Annotated in this window: 17 protein-coding genes, 1 pseudogene and 1 other annotated feature; of the genes and pseudogenes, 9 read left to right on the forward strand and 9 right to left on the reverse strand. The window is 37.6% G+C overall.

Going from position 1 to position 20,749, the window contains the following annotated elements; all coding sequences use genetic code 11:
- Nucleotide 1 precedes the first annotated feature (1 nt).
- The 5 genes from ispE to SBH76_RS05510 all read right to left on the reverse strand — a co-directional run bounded on the left by ispE (nucleotide 2) and on the right by SBH76_RS05510 (nucleotide 4,649).
- On the reverse strand, nucleotides 2–880 hold the full coding sequence (gene ispE, locus SBH76_RS05490) for a 4-(cytidine 5'-diphospho)-2-C-methyl-D-erythritol kinase (protein WP_315049861.1): 879 nt from the start codon (nucleotides 878–880) through the stop codon (nucleotides 2–4).
- A gap of 113 nt (nucleotides 881–993) precedes the next feature.
- Complete coding sequence (locus tag SBH76_RS05495; RefSeq protein ID WP_317977080.1) at nucleotides 994–1,632, reverse strand: GNAT family N-acetyltransferase; 639 nt, start codon at nucleotides 1,630–1,632, stop codon at nucleotides 994–996.
- Entirely contained in the window at nucleotides 1,610–2,128 is a 519-nt protein-coding gene (locus SBH76_RS05500) for a peptidylprolyl isomerase (protein WP_007595243.1), read from the reverse strand. Before SBH76_RS05500 ends, SBH76_RS05495 begins: the two co-directional genes overlap by 23 nt.
- 147 nt (nucleotides 2,129–2,275) lie before the next feature.
- Nucleotides 2,276–3,712 carry a pyruvate kinase gene (gene pyk / locus SBH76_RS05505; RefSeq protein ID WP_317977081.1) on the reverse strand — a complete coding sequence of 479 codons (1,437 nt, stop codon included), beginning with the start codon at nucleotides 3,710–3,712 and terminating at the stop codon, nucleotides 2,276–2,278.
- 115 nt (nucleotides 3,713–3,827) lie between these two features.
- Nucleotides 3,828–4,649, reverse strand: a complete 822-nt coding sequence (locus SBH76_RS05510) for a DUF1751 domain-containing protein (RefSeq protein ID WP_317977082.1) — start codon at nucleotides 4,647–4,649, stop codon at nucleotides 3,828–3,830.
- A 180-nt stretch (nucleotides 4,650–4,829) separates the two neighbouring features.
- Nucleotides 4,830–5,074 (forward strand) — a binding site (T-box leader).
- Between the two features lie 61 nt (nucleotides 5,075–5,135).
- Between SBH76_RS05510 and aroF the strand changes: the two genes are divergently transcribed.
- The 9 genes from aroF (at nucleotide 5,136) to SBH76_RS05555 (ending at nucleotide 17,251) form a co-directional block, all read left to right on the forward strand.
- Entirely contained in the window at nucleotides 5,136–6,149 is a 1,014-nt protein-coding gene (gene aroF, locus SBH76_RS05515; RefSeq protein WP_317977083.1) for a 3-deoxy-7-phosphoheptulonate synthase, read from the forward strand.
- A gap of 1 nt (nucleotide 6,150) precedes the next feature.
- Nucleotides 6,151–7,614, forward strand: coding sequence for an anthranilate synthase component I (trpE, locus tag SBH76_RS05520; protein ID WP_317977084.1), 1,464 nt, complete (start codon nucleotides 6,151–6,153; stop codon nucleotides 7,612–7,614).
- Complete coding sequence (locus SBH76_RS05525; RefSeq protein ID WP_317977085.1) at nucleotides 7,611–8,177, forward strand: anthranilate synthase component II; 567 nt, start codon at nucleotides 7,611–7,613, stop codon at nucleotides 8,175–8,177. Before trpE ends, SBH76_RS05525 begins: the two co-directional genes overlap by 4 nt.
- A 231-nt stretch (nucleotides 8,178–8,408) precedes the next feature.
- Nucleotides 8,409–9,425, forward strand: coding sequence for an anthranilate phosphoribosyltransferase (trpD, locus tag SBH76_RS05530; protein ID WP_317977086.1), 1,017 nt, complete (start codon nucleotides 8,409–8,411; stop codon nucleotides 9,423–9,425).
- Nucleotides 9,418–10,221 carry an indole-3-glycerol phosphate synthase TrpC gene (gene trpC / locus SBH76_RS05535; RefSeq protein WP_317977087.1) on the forward strand — a complete coding sequence of 268 codons (804 nt, stop codon included), beginning with the start codon at nucleotides 9,418–9,420 and terminating at the stop codon, nucleotides 10,219–10,221. Before trpD ends, trpC begins: the two co-directional genes overlap by 8 nt.
- Nucleotides 10,208–10,819, forward strand: a complete 612-nt coding sequence (locus SBH76_RS05540; protein ID WP_317977088.1) for a phosphoribosylanthranilate isomerase — start codon at nucleotides 10,208–10,210, stop codon at nucleotides 10,817–10,819. The genes trpC and SBH76_RS05540 overlap by 14 nt, the downstream gene beginning before the upstream one ends.
- The gene (trpB, locus tag SBH76_RS05545; RefSeq protein WP_317977089.1) at nucleotides 10,806–11,996 is read left to right on the forward strand and encodes a tryptophan synthase subunit beta; all 1,191 of its coding nucleotides are present in this window, start codon (nucleotides 10,806–10,808) and stop codon (nucleotides 11,994–11,996) included. Before SBH76_RS05540 ends, trpB begins: the two co-directional genes overlap by 14 nt.
- Entirely contained in the window at nucleotides 11,989–12,759 is a 771-nt protein-coding gene (trpA, locus tag SBH76_RS05550) for a tryptophan synthase subunit alpha (protein ID WP_317977090.1), read from the forward strand. The genes trpB and trpA overlap by 8 nt, the downstream gene beginning before the upstream one ends.
- A gap of 229 nt (nucleotides 12,760–12,988) precedes the next feature.
- Complete coding sequence (locus SBH76_RS05555) at nucleotides 12,989–17,251, forward strand: 2-hydroxyacyl-CoA dehydratase (protein WP_317977091.1); 4,263 nt, start codon at nucleotides 12,989–12,991, stop codon at nucleotides 17,249–17,251.
- 92 nt (nucleotides 17,252–17,343) lie between these two features.
- On the opposite strand, the gene SBH76_RS05560 is transcribed toward SBH76_RS05555, so the two are convergent.
- The 4 genes and pseudogenes from SBH76_RS05560 to SBH76_RS13850 form a co-directional block, all read right to left on the reverse strand.
- Entirely contained in the window at nucleotides 17,344–18,894 is a 1,551-nt protein-coding gene (locus SBH76_RS05560) for a hypothetical protein (RefSeq protein WP_317977092.1), read from the reverse strand.
- Nucleotides 18,869–19,597, reverse strand: coding sequence for an ABC transporter ATP-binding protein (locus SBH76_RS05565; RefSeq protein ID WP_317977093.1), 729 nt, complete (start codon nucleotides 19,595–19,597; stop codon nucleotides 18,869–18,871). The genes SBH76_RS05560 and SBH76_RS05565 overlap by 26 nt, the downstream gene beginning before the upstream one ends.
- An 80-nt stretch (nucleotides 19,598–19,677) precedes the next feature.
- The gene (locus SBH76_RS05570; RefSeq protein ID WP_317977094.1) at nucleotides 19,678–20,295 is read right to left on the reverse strand and encodes a TetR/AcrR family transcriptional regulator; all 618 of its coding nucleotides are present in this window, start codon (nucleotides 20,293–20,295) and stop codon (nucleotides 19,678–19,680) included.
- Between the two features lie 124 nt (nucleotides 20,296–20,419).
- Nucleotides 20,420–20,653 (reverse strand): annotated as a pseudogene (locus SBH76_RS13850) (AAA family ATPase); the annotation flags it as partial.
- Nucleotides 20,654–20,749 lie beyond the last annotated feature (96 nt).

Here is a 20,749-nt window from a genome sequence, read left to right on the forward strand (position 1 = left end):
TCTATAGTGTATTTGTAATCTGTATATAATTTATTCTGTCGTCTTTTTCCAATATTTCTTTGGTCTTTATCATATCCTCATCATTTTCATAGATACCGAATATTGCGGTTCCGCTTCCGCTCATAAGAGCTCCAAGACAATTGTTATCAAGCATCTTTTGCTTGATATCCGCTATTAAAGGCAAAAGTCTTATAGAAGGCACCTCCAAAATATTGTCGAGTCTCCCGGCAATTTTTTCTATCTTTGTCTTATCGGCTTCATCACTCTCTATAACCGAAACCATTTCACCTACATCTTTATGTATAAATCCTGCCTTATTAAGGCCGTCTATATCAAGGCTCTCATATACCTTTTTTGTAGAAAGCCCCGCTTTCGGTTTTACTATTAAAAGTTTCATTTTCGGTAAGGGGCTTAATCGCCTAAGCTTTTCTCCAATTCCGCTTGCCAGTACCGTTCCTCCCATTATACAAAAAGGTATATCCGCACCGAGGCTTGCTCCAAGCTCCAAAAGTCTCTCATCACTTACACCGAGTTTAAAAAGCTCATTTACCGCTTTTAATGTAGCCGCCGCATCTGCACTTCCCCCTGCCATACCTGCTTCCATCGGAATATTCTTTTCCAGCAAAACCTCCACTCCGAATGTCTTTCCGGTTTCCTTTTGCAAAAGCGCTATGGCCTTGTATATAAGATTGGTCTCATCCATTGCCAAATCCGTATTGTATGATTTAAGTAATATCTTTTTTTCTTCAAGTTCTTTAATTTCAAGTACGTCAAATATATCAACATTTGTCATAACCATTTCTACTTCATGGTAACCGTTTTCTTTTCTTCTCAGTACATCCAAGCATAAATTAATTTTTGCAAATGCCTTCACTTTCATTCAATAAACCTCTGTATTTTACTGCCCCTAAAAATATTGTTCCTAAAATTATACATTAAAATTTGTATAAAAACAACAGTTAGGTTTTTCTAACCTGCGTATGCAATTAAACATCACTCTATTAAAATTTCATTTATTATCACACCAAGTTTTTTAGCAAAACTAATCGATGCTATATTTGATTTGTCTATTTGTGCATATACATCAATTATTTTTACAGACTCTCTTAAGTAATCCAGTAAATACCTGCATACTTTAAATGTATATCCGCACCTTCGGTATCTTTCTTCAGTCATATATGAAATATAACATTTTCCGTCTTTATTGTAAAATCCTGCCAGACCCATGAACTCATTATCGTTTTCAAATACATATAATCCATAGCCGTAAAAATCGTAGTGAAAGGAAATATATTCCTGTAAGTCATTTTTTGTTTTAAAAGGAAATTCTCTAAATTTAGATAAAATTTCAAAGTCGTCGGGTCTCATCTCACGAATATTTATACCTTCCACCTTGCCTATATTAAAAGGCATACCCAGAGTTCTGCAGGCAACCTTCTTTATATATTCCTCATCAATGTCTTCAAGACTTTCCACCGCATATTTTGAAACAGATATATCTATATCTTCTTTACCAAGTACAGCAATTGTGGCCTTGTGAGAGTTAAATGCCTCCCACAAAGCCACATTTTCATCAGATATTAATATATCACAATGCTGTCCTGAAACATTAACACTTTTCAGGAGCTTCATAAGTCTCGCCGAATGTATCCACTGTCATAGTTGCAATCTTCTGCTCTGTATTCGGTCTGTCATTATAATCTGTATCTGCAGCTGCAATTCTGTCAACTACATCCATTCCCTCGATTACCATTCCGAATGCGGCATATGCTCCGTCTAAATGAGGTGCATCCTGATGCATTATAAAGAACTGTGAACCTGCAGAGTTCGGACTCATAGCTCTTGCCATTGAAATAACTCCTCTGCTGTGAGCCAAATCATTCTGGAATCCGTTCTGGTTAAACTCTCCCTTGATTTGATAGTCAGGACCGCCCATTCCGTTTCCCTGTGGGCATCCGCCCTGTATCATAAATCCTGAAATTACTCTGTGGAATGTAAGTCCGTCATAGAACTTCTCATTGATCAGGCTGATAAAATTTCTTACAGTGTTTGGAGCCACCTCAGGATAAAGTTCGATTTTGATTACTGAGCCGTCTGTCATTGTTAATGTTACTATTGGGTTTTTCATGTTTTCTCTCCTTTATAATCCCAATAAAGTCACCCGAATGTATACATCCTTGTGACTTTATTTATAGGACCTCTACGGTCATTCATTTATCTGTATTTTACCATATTTCTACTTATTTTTGTATAAAAAAGTATGCTAATTTATTAATTATTTTACTATCTCGACCTGCATTGTATTTGTATATTTTGCAGGTCCTCTCTCAATTTTATCAGGTATGATGCCTGCCGTAATTACTACAAGATCATTTTCCTTAATGTATTTTCCTGATTTTAATATCTCAACTGAAGATGATATAAGCTCATCTGTAGTGTCCGCCCTCTTTGCCCATACAGGAACTACGCCGTAGAAAAGCTGCATCTGACGAACTGTTGAAATACTTGGACTCATTCCGTAAACAGGTATACTTGATCTCCACTTTGAAAGCATTCTTGTGGTAAATCCTGTAATAGAAGGGGCTATTATTGCCTTTGCATCCAATTGGTCTGCAGTATATACTGCTGCATAGCCAACCTGATTTGAAATATTCTTCCTGTCCATCTTGTTTACTTTTCTGCCTCTGTAAAGTGCATGGTCAAGATGTATCTCCGTCTCTTTTGCTATCTTTACCATCATCTTGAGTGCTTCAAGAGGGTACTTACCCATTGCGGACTCACCTGAAAGCATTATTGCATCCGTACCGTCATATATGGCATTTGCAACGTCTGAAACTTCAGCTCTTGTAGGTCTTGGATTTCTTATCATTGAATCAAGCATCTGAGTAGCTGTAATTACAGGCTTTCCTGCCACAGAACATTTTTCAATAATCTTTTTCTGTATAAAAGGCAATTTTGCGGCATCGATCTCAACACCCATATCACCTCTTGCAACCATGATACCATCACTTGCTTCGATGATATCGTCCATGTTGTCGATACCTTCCTGGTTTTCAATCTTTGAAATAATCTGGATAGTTGAACCCTTCTCCTTTAATATTTCTCTAATCTGACGAACCGCATCTCCGTTTCTTATAAAAGAGGCCGCAATAAAGTCAAAACCGTTGTCACAGGCAAATTTTACATCTTCGATATCCTTCTGCGTAAGTGCAGGCAGCTTTATAGAAACTCCCGGTACATTTACACCCTTTTTCTCTCCAAGCTCACCGCCGTTTAGAATTTTCGTATGTATATCGGCTCCTTCAACAGATATTACCTCAAGCTCGATAAGACCGTCATCTATAAGTATCCTGTCTCCCGCCTTTACATCATCATTAAGACCGCTGTAATTGATAAAGCCTTTCTTATCATTTCCCACACATTCGTTTATTGTAAGTGTATATTCATTTCCCGCTACTAAAGTTACCTTCTGACCGCCTTCAAGTAAACCTGTTCTTATTTCAGGACCCTTTGTATCAAGTAGAGCAGCTACATGCTTTCCTGTTTCTTCTCTAACTTCTCTCAGTATATTCAGTCTGCCAAGATGCTCCTCATAATCACCATGTGAAAAATTGAATCTGGCAACATCCATCCCTGCAATCGCCATATCTTTCATAAGCTTTTTATCATTTGTGTTTGGACCCATGGTACAGATAATCTTTGTTCTCTTCATTTCTTTTCCTCTTTATTTTTATAAGCGTAAATACTACCGCTCATTTTTAAATGTATCAAGATATATTTAAAAATAAACGGCAAACCAATAATACTTCAAAATACGGATGTAAGCTCTATTCCACATGAATATGTGTATATAAATGGTCTGAGCAATACTCCAAATTTCCCTTACATTTAGAACAGAATCTAAACTCCAGTGTATCGTCATCTTTTTCGGTTCTTCCACAAACCGCACATTTATGTATCGACTCACCTGCCGGTCTTATCTTGGCCGCCTTTTTAAATTTCGCCCTTCCGGCTATATTCTTCGGTGATATTCTATACCAGTTTCTTGTAAGTAAATAGAATATTATAAAGTTGAACAAGCTAAGCCCTATTGATACCTTTGTAATGACGCCACCCATTATAAAGCTATATGCTTCAATAAGTAAATATACAAATGCCAAATATTTTGCCTTTATCGGTAATACAAAGTATACATAAAAGCTCATCTCAGGATAAGTTACTGCAAAAGCCAAAAATATTGACATATTCAGGCTGTCGGGTGTAAGCGGAAACATGCTTACAGCATCCCCGTATATTGCATACAGCACAAATGCTCCTACAATAAGGAAGAAATATCCCATAAACATATAGAGATTAAATCTGAAACTTCCCCAAACCCTTTCAAGATTGCTTCCGAGATTATAATACAAATACAGCATTATAGCCCCGAAAAATATACTTTGATCCGGTGCATACATAGTCCATGTAATAAGTCTCCACACCTGACCCGAAAGTATTTTAGGTATATCCAATGATAAATAATTATAATATATTTCAATATTTATCAAGGATATAGCAAAACCTATACTATATAATACAGTCAGATACATCATCAAATTTCTGATTGCATATCTGCCGAATTTTCTTTCCAATTTTTCTAAAAAACCCATCGCACTCCTTTCTTACATCTATTTTTTGATGGACTTTGTGTATTAAAGCCTTTTGCCAAAGAACACGCGCCTATTATAACATTTATACTGCTTGTATGTAAATGATTTGAGTTTTTTAGTATACACCTAAAAATATTTTTGTTGACATAATAAAAATTTTATATTAGAATTCAAAAAATAATCAAACCGTTGATATGGAGATAAAGTTAGTCATGACTTCACAGAGAGTCCGGGAAGGTGAGAGCCGGATAAGAAACAGTCTAGCAAATGGACCATGGAGGGTGTAGTCAAATGCTTCGGCAAAGTATACTACAACGTACGCATACGTCAGTTGCAAGGGATATGTAGGTATCTTAAAGTGCACAGGTCATACTGTGAATCAAGGTGGCACCGCGATTTTTTATTGTTGAAATTTCGTCCTTGACAAATATCAGCCTTTTTAGGTTTTTATTTGTCAGGGACTTTTTTATTTACTCAGGAGGACTTATGGTTTTTATATTAAAAGCAGGCATCAGTGAAGAGGCTATACAAAACTTTAGAAAAGAATTTGAAGATATAGGATTTGATACAATATATGCACCGGGAACGGAACATACGGCTGTTTGCTTAATCGGCAACACTTCAAAAATAGATATGGACACTATAGTAGCAACTCATCCGATAGTTGACTACGGAAAAAGAGTTACAGAAACATATAAGGCTGCAGGCAGAACCGTTCACCCTGACGATACTGTCATAAAGGTAAACGACATCAGTATAGGTACCGGTACATTTACCGTTATTGCAGGACCTTGCAGCGTGGAAACAAGAGATCAGATTACAATGGTTGCAAGAAGTATTAAAGACAGCGGAGCTGTAATACTTCGCGGAGGAGCATTTAAACCGAGAACTTCTCCTTACGCTTTCCAGGGACTCGGTAAGGAAGGGATTGACTTTTTGGAGAGTGCCAAGGCCGCAGTCAATATTCCGATTATCTCTGAGGTAATGAATCAAACACAATTACCGCTGTTTGAGAATGTGGACATTATTCAAATAGGTGCCAGAAATATGCAAAACTTTGATTTACTTAAGGAAGTCGGAAAGTTGAAAAAGCCTATACTTTTAAAGCGTGGACTTTGTAACACTATTGAGGAATTCCTTATGAGTGCCGAATATATCATGGCATCAGGCAATGAAAATGTAATACTTTGTGAGCGTGGTATCAGAACCTTTGAGACTGCCACAAGAAATACTTTGGATCTTGGAGCGGTCGCACTTTTAAAAGAGAAAACTCATCTTCCGGTACTGGTGGATCCAAGCCATGCGGTGGGCATCAGATCGCTTGTACCGCCGCTTGCAAAGGCCGCACTTGCTGTAGGTGCTGACGGCATTATGGTTGAGGTACACAATGATCCGGCTAAAGCATTATGTGACGGTGCACAATCACTTGACCTTGATCAGTTCGCTGCCCTTATGGATGAAATCAAAAAAAGAGTTGTACTTGAAGGAAGGACATTATAGTATGTATTACCCTACATTAAATGAAATAGAAAAAATAAAAGAAAATAAAGAATACACTCTCGCACCGGTCAGTATGGAAATATTATCCGACTTTATCACACCTATTGAAGCGATAAGAATTCTAAAAAAGGCTTCAACACATGCCTATATGTTGGAATCGGCAAAGGCTAACGAGAGTTGGGGAAGATATACATTTCTCGGATTTGATCCCACACTTTCTATAAGCTGTAATGACGGCAAAATAAATGTGGACGGTGAAGAATTTGAGTGTAGCGATCCTACCGGCTATCTTAGAGATTTGTTGAAAAAATACAAAAGCCCGAGACTTACCTCTCTACCTCCTTTTACAGGCGGTTTAGTCGGATATTTTTCATTTGACTATATAAACTACAAGGAACCGAGTATCAAAAGAAATGTAGAAGATTCTGAGGGCTTTAAAGATATTGATGTAATGCTTTTTAAAGATGTGATTGTATTTGACCATGTAAAGCAAAAAATTATCCTTATTACAAATATTTCACTTAATGAAGATACTCATATTGCCTATGAGAACGCTGTTAAAAGACTTGAGAAAATAAAAAATCTTTTATTTACGGGTGAGAAATCCTATGAAACAGGAAAACTGCTCTCTGAAGTAAAGCCTTTATTCTCACAAGAAGAATTTTCAGAGATGATTGCAAAGGCAAAGCATCATATCAAGGAGGGCGATATATTCCAGATAGTACTTTCAAACCGCTTGCAGGCGGACTTTAGCGGAAGTCTTTTTGATACCTACAGAGTGCTTAGAACGGTAAACCCTTCACCATATATGTTTTATTTTTCAGGTACCGATGTAGAGATTGCGGGAGCTTCACCTGAAACTCTGGTAAAGCTTGAAGACGGAATACTCCACACCTTCCCTCTTGCTGGTACAAGACCGAGAGGAAAAACAGAGGCTGAGGATCTGCTTTTGGAAGAAGAATTACTTGCTGATAAAAAGGAACTGGCTGAACACAACATGCTTGTAGATCTTGGAAGAAATGACCTTGGCAAGATAAGTAAATTCGGAAGTGTGAAGGTGGAAAAATTCCACTCTATAGAAAGATATTCGCATGTAATGCATATAGGCTCTACTGTAAAGGGTGAAATAAGACCTGAAAACGATGCACTGGATGCACTTGAAGCGGTTCTTCCTGCAGGTACCCTCTCAGGAGCACCTAAGATTCGTGCCTGTCAGCTTATCGGTGAACTTGAAAACAACAAAAGAGGAGTTTATGGAGGAGCTATAGGATATATTGATTTTACCGGAAATATGGACACCTGCATTGCCATCAGACTTGCATATAAGAAAAACGGAAAAGTATTTATCAGAAGCGGTGCCGGTATTGTAGCCGACTCGGAGCCTGATAAGGAATATATGGAAAGCATAAATAAGGCAGGCGCTGTAGTCGATGCGCTAAAAAAGGCACAGGAGATAAACAAATGATTTTATTGATTGATAATTATGACAGTTTTTCCTACAACCTGTTTCAAATGGTAGGTGAAATTAATCCTGATATAAAAGTAATACGAAATGATGAAATGACTGTGGAAGAAATAAAAGCTCTTGCTCCGGAAAAGATTATTATCTCACCGGGTCCCGGAAGACCTGAGGATGCAGGTATAATTATAGATGTAATAAAGGAGCTTGGACAAAGTATTCCGATTCTTGGAGTTTGTCTTGGACATCAGGCAATCTGTATGGCATTCGGGGCAACGATAACCTATGCCAAGGAGCTGATGCACGGAAAAGACTCTCTTACATATTTTGATACCTCCGGTACTATATTTTTAAATTTACCCACGGAGAGTAAGGTTGCCAGATATCACTCACTTGCCGCAAGCGAGGATACAATTCCTGCAGAATTAAAAGTGGTAGCAAGAACAGATGACGGTGAAGTAATGGCGGTAGAACATAAAAGCTACCCGATTTATGGAGTGCAGTTTCATCCGGAATCCATAATGACAGAATACGGAAAAGAGATGTTGAGGAATTTTATACAAAATTGAAATTTTAGCCATACATTATAGGTTTTATTTTGTAATCCCTGTAGCGATTAGTTCTTTCGCAAAAGCGAGATAGGATTAAGCAACCGAGGACTTGTTTGAGTGTAGTTCGCTGTTCTTCAAGCGAACAAACGAGTTCCGCAGGTTGCGTAAAATCCTACGAAGCTTTAAGAAAGAACTGCGATTGGGATTACAAACTTTAAAACCTATAAAATAATGAACTGAAAGGATACTATGATTAAGGAAGCTATTGTAAAGATTGTAAATAAAGAAGATTTAACTTTTGATGAAGCCTATGCGGTAATGAATGAGATTATGAACGGTGAGACTTCGCCTACACAAAATGCCGCATTTCTTGCAGCTCTTTCTACAAAGAGTGCGAAAGCTGAAACCACACAGGAAATCGCAGGTTGTGCTATGGCTATGAGAGAGCATGCCACAGCTGTTGATACGGATTTTGACCTTTTTGAAATAGTGGGCACCGGCGGTGACAATGCCGGAAGTTTTAATATCTCCACCACCTCAGCTTTGGTAGCTGCTGCCGGCGGTATGAAAGTAAGTAAACACGGAAACAGAGCGGCTTCTTCAAAATGCGGTACGGCAGACTGCCTTGAGGCATTGGGCGTAAATATTGAAGAAGATCCCGATAAATGTAAAGAGCTTTTGGAAAAGGTCGGCATGTGCTTTTTCTTTGCTCAAAAATATCACAGTTCTATGAAATATGTAGGAGCTATAAGAAAAGAGCTTGGGTTTAGAACGGTTTTTAATATACTTGGGCCTCTTACAAATCCGGCAAAACCGAAGCGCCAGCTCCTTGGAGTATATGATGAATACCTTATAGAACCTCTTGCAAAAGTGCTTGTGGATCTTGGAGTTAAAAGAGGTATGGTAGTATATGGTATGGATAAGCTTGATGAAATATCACTCTCCGCTCCTACCAAGGTTTGCGAAATAAATAACGGTTCACTCACCACCTATGAGATAAAGCCTGAAGATTTCGGTCTTACACGCTGTGAAAAACAAGATTTGGCAGGTGGTGATCCTAAGGAAAATGCAGCCATTACTCTTGCCATACTAAACGGTGAAAAAGGCCATAAAACAGATGCGGTACTTTTAAATGCCGGAGCGGCTCTTTATATAGGTGATAAGGCAGGCAGTATACAGGAAGGAATAGATCTTGCAATAAATCTTATTGAAAGCAAAAAAGCGCTTAAGGTTTTAGAAGATTTTATAAGAGTAAGCAATGAGTAAAGAAATAACTATTTTAGATACAATAGCCACATATACAAAATGGCGAATCGAAGAGCAAAAGAAAAATATTCCTCTGTCTTTGATAAGATCTGAAGCCGAAAATATTCAAGCACCAAAATTTGTTTTTGAAAATGCCTTAAAAAAACCTGGATTATCTTTTATATGTGAATGCAAGAAAGCTTCACCGTCTAAAGGTATTATTGCAAAGGATTTCCCATATCTTTCAATTGCAAAGGAATATGAGGAGGCAGGTGCAGACTGTATATCGGTGCTCACAGAACCTAAGTGGTTTCTTGGAAGTGATAAGTATTTAAAGGAAATATCAAATACAGTTACTCTCCCACTGCTTAGAAAAGATTTTACCGTAGATGAATATATGATATATGAAGCCAAGGCAATGGGTGCATCCTGTATCCTTTTGATTTGCTCCATATTATCGGTTGAAGAGTTGAAGTATTTCAAAGATATAAGTGATGATCTGGGACTTTCCACCCTTGTGGAATGTCATGACGAGTCTGAAATCGAAAAAGCCTTAAAGATAAATTCCCGTATGATCGGAGTAAATAACAGAAATCTGAAGGACTTTTCCGTAAACACGAATAACAGTAAAAGACTTCGAGACCTTGTGCCTAAGGATATCTTATTTGTTTCAGAAAGCGGTGTAAACAGCCCTGAAGATATAAAAAATATCATTGATATGGGAGCCGATGCCGCTTTGGTAGGTGAAGTACTAATGCGTGCAGAAAATAAAAAATTCACTTTGGATTGGTTAAAGGGTAGATATGACAAAAATTAAGCTTTGCGGCATAAAAAGTGAAGATGATATCAAGGTGATAAATGAAGTATTACCTGATTATATAGGCTTTGTATTTGCCGAAAAAAGTAAAAGATATATATCATTTGATACGGCAAAGGTACTGAAAAGCAGGCTTGATAACAGAGTAAAGGCTGTGGGTGTGTTTGTAAATGAAGATATTGAGAATATAGCCTATCTTGTCAAAAATAAAATCATTGATATTGTTCAGCTTCATGGAAATGAAGATGAGGGCTATATAAATACATTAAAGAAAAAGATAAATGTACCTATAATATATGCCTATCAGATAAAATCAAAGTCTGATATAAAATCAATAAATAAAAACACGGATTTTATCTTATTGGATGCGGGGGCAGGCTGTGGGGAGACCTTTGATGAAGCCTTACTTGACGGCTTTGACAGAGAGTATTTTTTAGCAGGCGGACTCTCATTAGATAATATAAAAGAAAAAATAATTAAGCTAAATCCATTCGGTGTGGATGTAAGTTCGGGAATAGAAACCGAAGGCAAAAAAGATGCCGCTAAGATAAGAAAATTTGTAAATTTAGTAAGAGAGGTAGACAATGACAGATATTAAAGGAAGATTTGGAGTTCACGGAGGACAGTATATCCCTGAAACTCTTATGAATGCAGTGATAGAATTGGAAAAAGCATATAATCATTATAAAAATGATCCTGAGTTTAACAAAGAACTCAATTATCTTCTAAATGATTATGCAGGCAGACCTTCAAAACTTTATTTTGCAAAGAAAATGACTGAAGATCTTGGCGGTGCAAAGATTTATTTAAAGCGTGAGGACCTTACACATACAGGTGCACATAAGATAAACAATGTCCTCGGACAGGCACTGCTTGCAAAAAAGATGGGAAAGACCAGACTTATTGCAGAAACAGGTGCAGGACAGCACGGTGTTGCAACAGCAACCGCGGCGGCATTGATGGGTATGGAATGTGTAGTATTTATGGGTGAAGAAGATACTATTCGCCAGGCACTTAATGTATATAAGATGAGACTGCTTGGTGCTACAGTTATCCCTGTTACAAGCGGAACAAAAACTCTAAAAGATGCCGTTTCAGAGGCTATGAGAGAATGGACAAGCAGAATAGATGATACTCATTACTGCCTAGGCTCAGTAATGGGACCTCATCCTTTCCCTACTATAGTCAGAGATTTCCAGGCCGTAATTTCAAAAGAAATTAAGGAACAAATCCTTGAAAAAGAAGGTAAATTGCCGGATGCCGTACTTGCCTGTGTAGGTGGCGGCTCAAATGCCATAGGAAGCTTTTACAATTTTATTGAAGACAAGGATGTGGCACTTATCGGTTGTGAAGCGGCAGGAAAGGGAATTCATACATTTGAAACAGCTGCTACTATAAATACCGGAAAGCTCGGTATTTTCCACGGTATGAAATCCTATTTCTGTCAGGATGAATACGGTCAGATAGCACCTGTATATTCCATCTCTGCCGGACTTGACTATCCGGGTGTAGGACCTGAGCATTCTTATCTTCATGATATAAAAAGAGCAAGCTATGTACCTGTAACGGATGATGAATCAGTAGAAGCATTTGAATACCTCTCTAAAATGGAGGGTATTATACCTGCCATAGAGTCAGCTCATGCCGTTGCTCATGCCATGAAAATAGCACCTACTATGAAGAAGGACCAAATTATTGTAATCACAATCTCCGGAAGAGGTGATAAGGATTGTGCGGCTATTGCAAGATATAAAGGAGAAGACTTACATGAATAAAATATATGAAGCATTAAAAAATAAAAAAGCATTTATACCTTTTATCACCTGTGGTGACCCTGATGTTGCAACTACCAAAGCTGCAATACTTGAAATGGTAAAAAACGGAGCAGATTTGGTGGAAATAGGTATACCCTTCTCCGACCCTACTGCTGAAGGTGTAGTGATACAGGGCGCAAATATTCGTGCTCTTGAAGGCGGTATTACCACCGATAAGGTATTTGCTATGGTTGCGGATCTCAGAAAGGAAGTTACTGTTCCACTTGTATTTATGACCTATGCCAATGTAGTATTTTCCTACGGTCCTGAAAAGTTCTTTGCCAAATGCAAAGAGATAGGTATTGACGGTATTATACTTCCTGATATCCCGTTTGAAGAGAGAAATGAATTCCTTGATATTTCTGAAAAATATAATATCGATCTCATCTCTCTTATTGCACCTACATCTGATGACCGTATTGCAATGATTGCAAAAGAAGCCAAAGGCTTTTTATACATCGTATCAAGCCTTGGTGTAACAGGAACCAGAAGTGAGATCACCACTGATTTAAACTCCATAGTAAAGATAGTAAGAGAAAACACCGATATTCCATGTGCTATAGGCTTCGGTATTTCAACTCCCGAACAGGCTAAGGAAATGAGTCAGATAGCAGACGGAGTAATCGTAGGTTCAGCCATCATAAAGCTCTTAAAACAATACAAAACCAAAGCTCCTTCATATATAGGAGCCTATGTTAAAGAGATGAAAGACGCCATTTTGTAATCTTTAATACACTTTTAACCTCTTATTCATTGCCTTATTCCTAGCAATATGCTATGATATAAAATCATGTTTTTACATGTGTGGTTTTGTGTGCAATTTTATTTTTCAAAATAAAAGGCATGTTCAAGCTACTGATTTTAACGGATTGTAAGGTATATTCCTGCATCCGGGTTTCACAGGGGCATAGCCCCATATTGTATAATCACAAGCTTATAAAAGAGGTTATAATATGCAAAACACAGAAAAAACCTATGTACTCGGTATAGACATAGGTTCGACTACAGTCAAAATTGCTATCCTTGACGGCAAGCATGAAGTAGTATTTTCAGATTATCGCAGACATTATGCAAATATACAGGGGACTTTGGCGGCACAGCTATCAGATGCCTTTGAAAAAATAGGGGAAGTGAATATCATTCCGATGATCACCGGCTCAGGCGGTCTTACCCTTTCAAAGCATCTAAAGTCCACATTTGTACAGGAAGTTGTCGCAGTTGCAACCGCACTGAAGGCTGTTGCACCTCAAACCGATGTTGCAATAGAGCTTGGTGGAGAAGATGCAAAAATCATCTACTTCACAGGCGGTATAGACCAGAGAATGAACGGTATATGTGCCGGAGGTACAGGAAGTTTTATCGATCAGATGGCTTCTCTCCTCCAAACAGATGCTATAGGACTTAATGAATATGCAAAGAGTTATAAGTCAATTTATCCTATAGCCGCAAGATGCGGAGTTTTCGCAAAAACGGATGTACAGCCGCTTATCAATGAGGGAGCTACAAGAGAGGACCTCTCCGCTTCCATTTTCCAGGCGGTGGTAAATCAGACTATTTCAGGTCTTGCCTGCGGTAAGCCTATAAGAGGTCATGTGGCATTCCTCGGAGGTCCTTTGCACTTCCTTTCAGAACTTAAGCAGGCATTTATCAGAACACTTAATCTTACAGATGAATATATCGTAGATCCTGACAATTCACATCTTTTTGCAGCCATAGGTGCGGCACTTAACTGTGAGAGCAAGGATGCTATGATCGGTATTTCAGATCTTATTGCCAAGCTTAAAGAAGGTATTGAGATGGCGCATGAGATTGCCAGACTTGATCCGCTCTTTGAGACTGAGGCTGATTATGAGGAATTCAGCGGAAGACATTTCGGCCACAGTGTAAAAACTGCCGAGCTTGAAGACTACAAGGGCAATATATTCCTTGGAATAGATGCCGGTTCCACCACCACAAAGATTGCTTTGGTAGGTGAAGACGGTAGCCTTCTTTGGAATTTTTATTCAAATAACAACGGTTCCCCACTGGCTACAGCTATCTCGGCTATAAAGTCGGTAAAGGAAAAAATCAATCCTGAAGCAAAGATTGTATATTCATGTTCTACAGGATATGGTGAGGCACTTCTAAAAGCCGCCTTTATGCTTGATGAAGGTGAAGTTGAAACAATTGCACACTACTACGCAGCTGCTTTCTTTGAGCCTGAGGTCGACTGTATACTTGATATCGGAGGTCAAGATATGAAATGTATCCGTATCAAGGACGGTACAGTAGACTCCGTGCAGTTAAATGAGGCCTGTTCTGCAGGTTGCGGTTCATTTATTGAGACCTTTGCAGGTTCTTTGAACTTCTCGGTTCAAAACTTTGCAAAGGAAGCATTGTTTGCAAAGAATCCTGTAGACCTTGGTACCAGATGTACCGTTTTCATGAACTCAAATGTTAAGCAGGCACAAAAAGAAGGTGCTACCGTAGCCGATATTTCGGCCGGCCTTGCATACTCGGTTATAAAAAATGCTTTATTTAAGGTTATAAAAATCTCAAATGCGGCAGATCTTGGAAAACATATAGTTGTACAGGGCGGTACATTCTACAATGATGCAGTACTCCGTGCACTTGAAAAGATTTCAGGCGGTTTTGTTACAAGACCTGATATTGCCGGAATAATGGGTGCATTCGGTGCGGCACTTATAGCCAGAGAAAGATATGAAGGAAAACAGACCACCATGCTCTCTCTTGATGATATCATATCACTGCAGTATGACACATCCATGACCAGATGCCGTGGCTGTAACAATAACTGTGTAATGACGGTCAACAAATTTGAAGGCGGAAGAAACTTCATATCAGGAAACAGATGTGAAAGAGGTCTTGGTAAGGACAGAGTTAAAAAGGATGTTCCAAACCTCTATGAATATAAATATAATCGTATGTTCGGCTATGAGCCGCTTACAGCCGACAAGGCATTCAGAGGTACTATCGGTATACCGAGAGTTTTAAATATGTATGAGAACTTCCCGTTCTGGGCTGTATTCTTTAGAAACCTCGGATTCAGAACGGTGCTCTCTCCTATGTCAACAAAGAAGATATACGAGCTTGGTATTGAGTCCATCCCAAGTGAGTCTGAATGTTACCCTGCAAAGATTACACATGGACATATTTCATGGCTTATAAAGAACGGCGTTCGTACTATATGGTATCCATGTATACCTTATGAAAGAAATGAGCAGCCGGATGCCGGAAACCATTTCAACTGCCCTATTGTTACTTCATATGCTGAGAATATCAAGAATAATGTGGAGGAGATCAGAGAGACAAATACCAGATTCTTGAATCCTTTCATGGCATTTACAAATGAAGAGGTACTTACAAATCAGCTTATCAAGGTAATGAAGCAGGAATTTGACATAAATGAAAGAGAAGTAAAGTTCGCTGCACATGCTGCATGGACAGAGCTTATTCAGTCAAAGAAAGATATCGAAAGAGAAGGTGAAAAGACTATAGAGTGGCTTCATAAGAACAACCGCCACGGTATAGTTCTTGCCGGAAGACCTTATCATGTTGACCCTGAAATACATCATGGTATTCCTGATATGATCACTTCATTCGGAATTGCCGTACTTACAGAGGATGCGGTTTCTCATCTTGCCAAGATAGAAAGACCTGTTATCGTAAGCGATCAGTGGATGTATCATTCCAGACTCTATGCTGCTGCAAGTCTTGTAAAGCAGGATGACTGCCTTGATCTTGTACAGCTTAATTCCTTCGGTTGCGGACTTGATGCCGTTACCACGGATCAGGTAAGTGATATACTTACAGGTTCAGGAAAGATCTATACGGTACTTAAGATCGATGAGGTAAACAATCTCGGTGCCGCAAGAATTCGTATACGTTCGCTTATCGCTGCACTGCGTGTAAGAGATAAAAAGAACTTTGAGAGAAAAATACACTCTTCCGCTTATCACAGAAAAGTGTTTACCAAGGAGATGAAGGATGAGTATACAATTCTTTGTCCACAGATGTCTCCTATACATTTTGATCTTTTGGAGCCTGCACTCAATGCCTTCGGCTACCATGTAGAGGTACTCCAAAATGATTCACGTTCCGCTATAGACTGCGGATTAAAGTATGTAAACAATGATGCCTGCTATCCTTCATTGATAGTTGTAGGACAGATAATGGAAGCATTGCTTTCAGGAAAATACGATCCGAATAAGACTGCCATTTTTATGAGTCAGACCGGTGGCGGATGTAGAGCCAGCAATTATATCGGCTTTATCAGAAGAGCTCTTGAAAAAGTGGATATGGAACAGATCCCGGTAATCTCAGTAAATGCCAACGGCATGGAGACAAATGAGGGCTTTAAGATGACTCCTGCAATGATCATCAAAGCAATGCAAGCTGTTGTATACGGCGATCTATTTATGAGAGTCTTGTATGCTACAAGGCCTTATGAGAAGGAAAAAGGCGCCGCCAACAGACTTCATAAAAAGTGGAGAAATCGTGTTATTGATTCACTTTCTGTAAGAAAGCCGAACTTCGGTGAGTTTAAAAGAAATATAAGAGCTATTGTAAAGGATTTTGATAATCTTCCAAGACTCAATATCAAAAAGCCTAGAGTAGGTATTGTAGGAGAGATTCTTGTTAAATTCTCTCCTCTTGCAAACAACCATATAGTTGATTTGCTTGAAAAAGAGGGTGCTGAGGCTGTAATGCCTGACCTTTTGGACTTTTTACTTTACAGTTTCTATAACAGTAACTTTAAAGCCGAGAACCTCGGTATGTCAAAAAAATCTGCATTTATGGCAAATGTAGGTATCAAGGTACTTGAGGCACTAAGAAGTGATGCAAGAAAGGCACTTGAAAAGAGTAAGCATTTCATCGCTCCTTCAAGAATAGATCATCTTGCAAATATGGCAAAGGACTATGTATCTGTCGGAAATCAGACAGGTGAGGGTTGGTTCCTTACCGGAGAGATGCTTGAACTTATAGAGACCGGTACTCCAAATATTGTTTGTACACAGCCTTTCGGTTGTCTGCCAAACCATGTCGTGGGTAAAGGTGTTATAAAAGAGCTTCGCCGTTCACATCCTGAAGCAAATATCATAGCGGTAGACTATGATCCGGGTGCTTCGGAAGTAAACCAGCTCAACAGAATTAAGCTGATGCTTGCAACAGCACAGAAGAATTTGAAAGAACAGAATAAGAAGGTTATATCATAAAATAAAGAAGAAGCTTCCGGATATATATCTGTGGAGCTTCTTTTTTAAGAATAATTTTCGTAGTATTATAAACTTTTTATTTCCTTATTAAATCAAATAAATTTTGAATTGCTCACATTTTTATAAACCACACTTGAAATAACAAGTAAAAAAATCGATGTCGCTTGCAAGATATATGTTATCATAAGCTTTAAAACTAAATAAAGAAAAATTGGAATAATGAGTGCAACAATCCCTATAAGCCCGGATAGAATAACAGGCATACTCTGCTTTACTACTATCATCTCACTTTCCCACTCATAGTTGGGATATTTTTTATTTAAGGCAACTCCCGTCACTGTTATAAAAAGCGAATAACATATAGGAACAATGATCAGGTTAAATATTTGAATAAAGTTCATATCAAGCTTTAATATGAATACAAATACTGAAATTATATATCCGATCATATGGAGTGTAAGATTCAGTGCTATCTTTGAATTCAATATAGTCTTTACCCTGGCAGGAGAACTTTGTAAAATCCAAATGTTTTTTCCTTCTAAAGATATGGCTGAAGCTGCCGGACAACTGATAACCAACATAGCCGCAATAAAAAGCGGAGACAGATTTGAAAAATATTCATTTACATTTTCAATTCCCAAATACCCTCCAATTTGTTCCACAGAATTAAACAACAAAAATATACTGAAAACACATAAAAGTATCACTCCAAACCCTGCATTCAACATCTCCATATAAGAGTTTAAAAATCGACCCAGTTCTTTTTTATATAGGGCAACAAATAACGATTTTCTATTATATGTTTCTTTGTTGTCGACATATCCGGGTGTTCTTTTCGCAAGAGTATTAAGCAGTCTATACTTCACCGAAACAATTTTTATAAATATATAAAAAACTGCCGTTGAAAGAAAAATAAAACCTCCTTCTCCAATGTACATAGGGAAATTATAATATTGCATAAACAGCTTAGATATCGGATACAGTCCTGTGATTTGCTTGGCAAGTATAATGCCGATGCTGTTTTCATTACCCATGGCTGTTACTGCAATATATCCTATTGCACCTATCATTGCAAATGAAAAAATCAGAGCAACAATATTTTTTCTTTTAAAAAAGGATGAGGCAACAACGATAATTATTCCCATACATAACGCTATGCACATAGGTATCAACGGCACAAACAATATAGAAAGAAAAAACAGAATAATATCAACTGCCCCTAAGCTTTCACTCCCTACCCAAACAATTCCTCCGGGAAGCATAAACATCAAACCTATAAAAAAGTTCAATAAATACATAAACATGAATTTACTGCTTATGATATCTGAGTTTTTCACCGGCAAAGATAAGAGTGCTTCCATATCACGGCTGCCAAATAAAATCCCGTTAGAATAAAATATTGTCAAAAATAATATAGCAAAACTTGATACCGCCAAAATATATGCAGGTATCAATTCCTGTTGCCCTACCTGCACCAGCGTTTTGGCTATCATGATATTATATATACAGGAAAATACAAAAAGCACAGTTATTCCAAAGCTTGTAATACTACCGGAGCTTTTATTATTTTTCGAATATCTGATTTCGTTTATTGGAAAGAAATTATATATTTGCACTCTAATAAGTATCCACAATTCTTTCATTATCCTCTACCTCCATAAAAAAAGCTTCCAAGGATTTATCTCCTTTTACATCTCCTATATTACCGCTTGCTATTAACTTCCCGTTTTTTATAATTGCAATCTTATTACATAATTTTTCTGCAACTTCCAATACATGTGTTGAAAAGAAAACAGCCCCACCGTTTGACACACATTCATGCATTATCCTCTTCAAACAAAAAGTCGCCTTCGGATCGAGTCCAACAAAAGGTTCGTCCAAGATAAACAGCTTCGGATCATGTACCAGTGCTGAAATAATTGCAGTTCGCTGTTTCATACCATGTGAATACGAAGATATTAATCCTGAAAGATGCTTTGTCATCTCAAATAATTCACTGTACTTTTGAATTCTTTCTTTACGTATTCCAGTAGTAACTTCAAACAAGTCAGCAATAAAATTTATATACTGAAACCCTGTCAAATGTTCATAAAGATCAGGATTATCCGGAATATATGCCATCATTTTTTTGCAGATCACAGGTTGTGATTTAATTGAATGCCCGCCAACGGTTATACTTCCATCTTCAAAGTCATGAATACCGACTACAGCTTTTATTGTTGTAGTTTTTCCGGCTCCGTTTGCTCCGATAAAACCATAAATATCCCCTGACTGTACTGAAATTGACAGGTTATCAACTACCTTTTTGTTTCCATAAAATTTACTGAAATTCTTTATTTCCAACATAATTCTCCTTTATTGACAAATTGTCAGTTATTCTTTTAAATAATACCGATAGCTTGTTTGGTATCAGCTATCGGTTATTTTTAATCTTCAAAGAGCTTTTTTGCATTTAAGCTTTGTTCAAGCATTGTCTTAAATGCATTTAAGTAATTATTGACAGGTTCTTTTTTTGAATATTTTATGCTCATGTTATTTGATACAAAAACATATGCCGTCATAAGAAACTCTGCCGTTTCTGTCGGATATTTTACAGAAAAATTCTTTTCTTCTATCCCTTGATTTATAATTTTTTCAAAATATACTGTAAGCTTTTCAACAAGCTTATGGGATAAATTGTCTATCATGTATTGATTTTCTTTAAGTTCAACTGTTTTTTGCAGTACCGTATCCTCTACAGTAATATTTTGTGAAGATATAATTGTGATATCTATAAAAGACCTGATTTTTTCTATAGCGGATTTATCTTCATCATAGACGATACTGTAAATATCTTTCAACAATCTCTCTGAATATCTTTCTACAAGACAATATAAAATATCCTCCTTATTTTTGAAATGATAATATAATAATCCTCTTGATATATTTACTTTATCGACTATATCCTGAGTTGTTGTATTGGTATACCCCTTCTCCATAAAAAGTATCATTGCAGCATCCATAATCTCGGTGCGCCGTATTTCAGGTTCTTTCACATCTCTCATTTTATACCTCCGCTCAGTCATATGATATACTTTAACTGACAAGTTGTCAATCAGTTTTTGTGTATCTCAATGCAAAATACCTGCAAAGTAGATATAATCTACAATGCAGGTAAGGGTATTTTGTCATCCATATTATCAGCCCTTTTCGCAGTAAATCGTTTGAAAACTGCCATATATCGTGAGTAGTAAAGATAAGTTGAGCATTCATGGTATTTATCTCTTCAGATAAAAAAGTAAGTATTATATTACGCACAAGTAACGGATGCAATCTTGCATTAAGTTCGTCTACAAAAAGTGTTCCACCATTATCTAAAACTTCTTTTATAGACGGGTATAGTGCAAACATCTTCAAAGTACCGCACTATATCTTTAAATTTGTAGTTCTGACCGATATATGCTATCAGCCAGATATGCTTAAAATAGAACTTGCACTTGGTAAAAAATATACTATCAG

The organism is Lachnoanaerobaculum sanguinis (genome assembly GCF_033242365.1).
Classification (GTDB): domain Bacteria; phylum Bacillota; class Clostridia; order Lachnospirales; family Lachnospiraceae; genus Lachnoanaerobaculum; species Lachnoanaerobaculum sanguinis.

Bases quoted from the DNA above. Each gene is read 5' to 3' on its own strand.
- SBH76_RS05525 (WP_317977085.1), top strand. From the start codon at position 7,611: ATGATTTTATTGATTGATAATTATGACAGTTTTTCCTACAACCTGTTT.
- SBH76_RS05555 (WP_317977091.1), top strand. From the start codon at position 12,989: ATGCAAAACACAGAAAAAACCTATGTACTCGGTATAGACATAGGTTCG.
- ispE (WP_315049861.1), bottom strand. From the start codon at position 880: ATGAAAGTGAAGGCATTTGCAAAAATTAATTTATGCTTGGATGTACTG.
- trpB (WP_317977089.1), top strand. From the start codon at position 10,806: ATGACAGATATTAAAGGAAGATTTGGAGTTCACGGAGGACAGTATATC.
- trpA (WP_317977090.1), top strand. From the start codon at position 11,989: ATGAATAAAATATATGAAGCATTAAAAAATAAAAAAGCATTTATACCT.
- pyk (WP_317977081.1), bottom strand. From the start codon at position 3,712: ATGAAGAGAACAAAGATTATCTGTACCATGGGTCCAAACACAAATGAT.
- SBH76_RS05570 (WP_317977094.1), bottom strand. From the start codon at position 20,295: ATGAGAGATGTGAAAGAACCTGAAATACGGCGCACCGAGATTATGGAT.
- aroF (WP_317977083.1), top strand. From the start codon at position 5,136: ATGGTTTTTATATTAAAAGCAGGCATCAGTGAAGAGGCTATACAAAAC.
- trpC (WP_317977087.1), top strand. From the start codon at position 9,418: ATGAGTAAAGAAATAACTATTTTAGATACAATAGCCACATATACAAAA.
- trpE (WP_317977084.1), top strand. From the start codon at position 6,151: ATGTATTACCCTACATTAAATGAAATAGAAAAAATAAAAGAAAATAAA.
- SBH76_RS05540 (WP_317977088.1), top strand. From the start codon at position 10,208: ATGACAAAAATTAAGCTTTGCGGCATAAAAAGTGAAGATGATATCAAG.
- SBH76_RS05510 (WP_317977082.1), bottom strand. From the start codon at position 4,649: ATGGGTTTTTTAGAAAAATTGGAAAGAAAATTCGGCAGATATGCAATC.
- SBH76_RS05560 (WP_317977092.1), bottom strand. From the start codon at position 18,894: ATGAAAGAATTGTGGATACTTATTAGAGTGCAAATATATAATTTCTTT.
- SBH76_RS05565 (WP_317977093.1), bottom strand. From the start codon at position 19,597: ATGTTGGAAATAAAGAATTTCAGTAAATTTTATGGAAACAAAAAGGTA.
- SBH76_RS05495 (WP_317977080.1), bottom strand. From the start codon at position 1,632: ATGAAGCTCCTGAAAAGTGTTAATGTTTCAGGACAGCATTGTGATATA.
- trpD (WP_317977086.1), top strand. From the start codon at position 8,409: ATGATTAAGGAAGCTATTGTAAAGATTGTAAATAAAGAAGATTTAACT.
- SBH76_RS05500 (WP_007595243.1), bottom strand. From the start codon at position 2,128: ATGAAAAACCCAATAGTAACATTAACAATGACAGACGGCTCAGTAATC.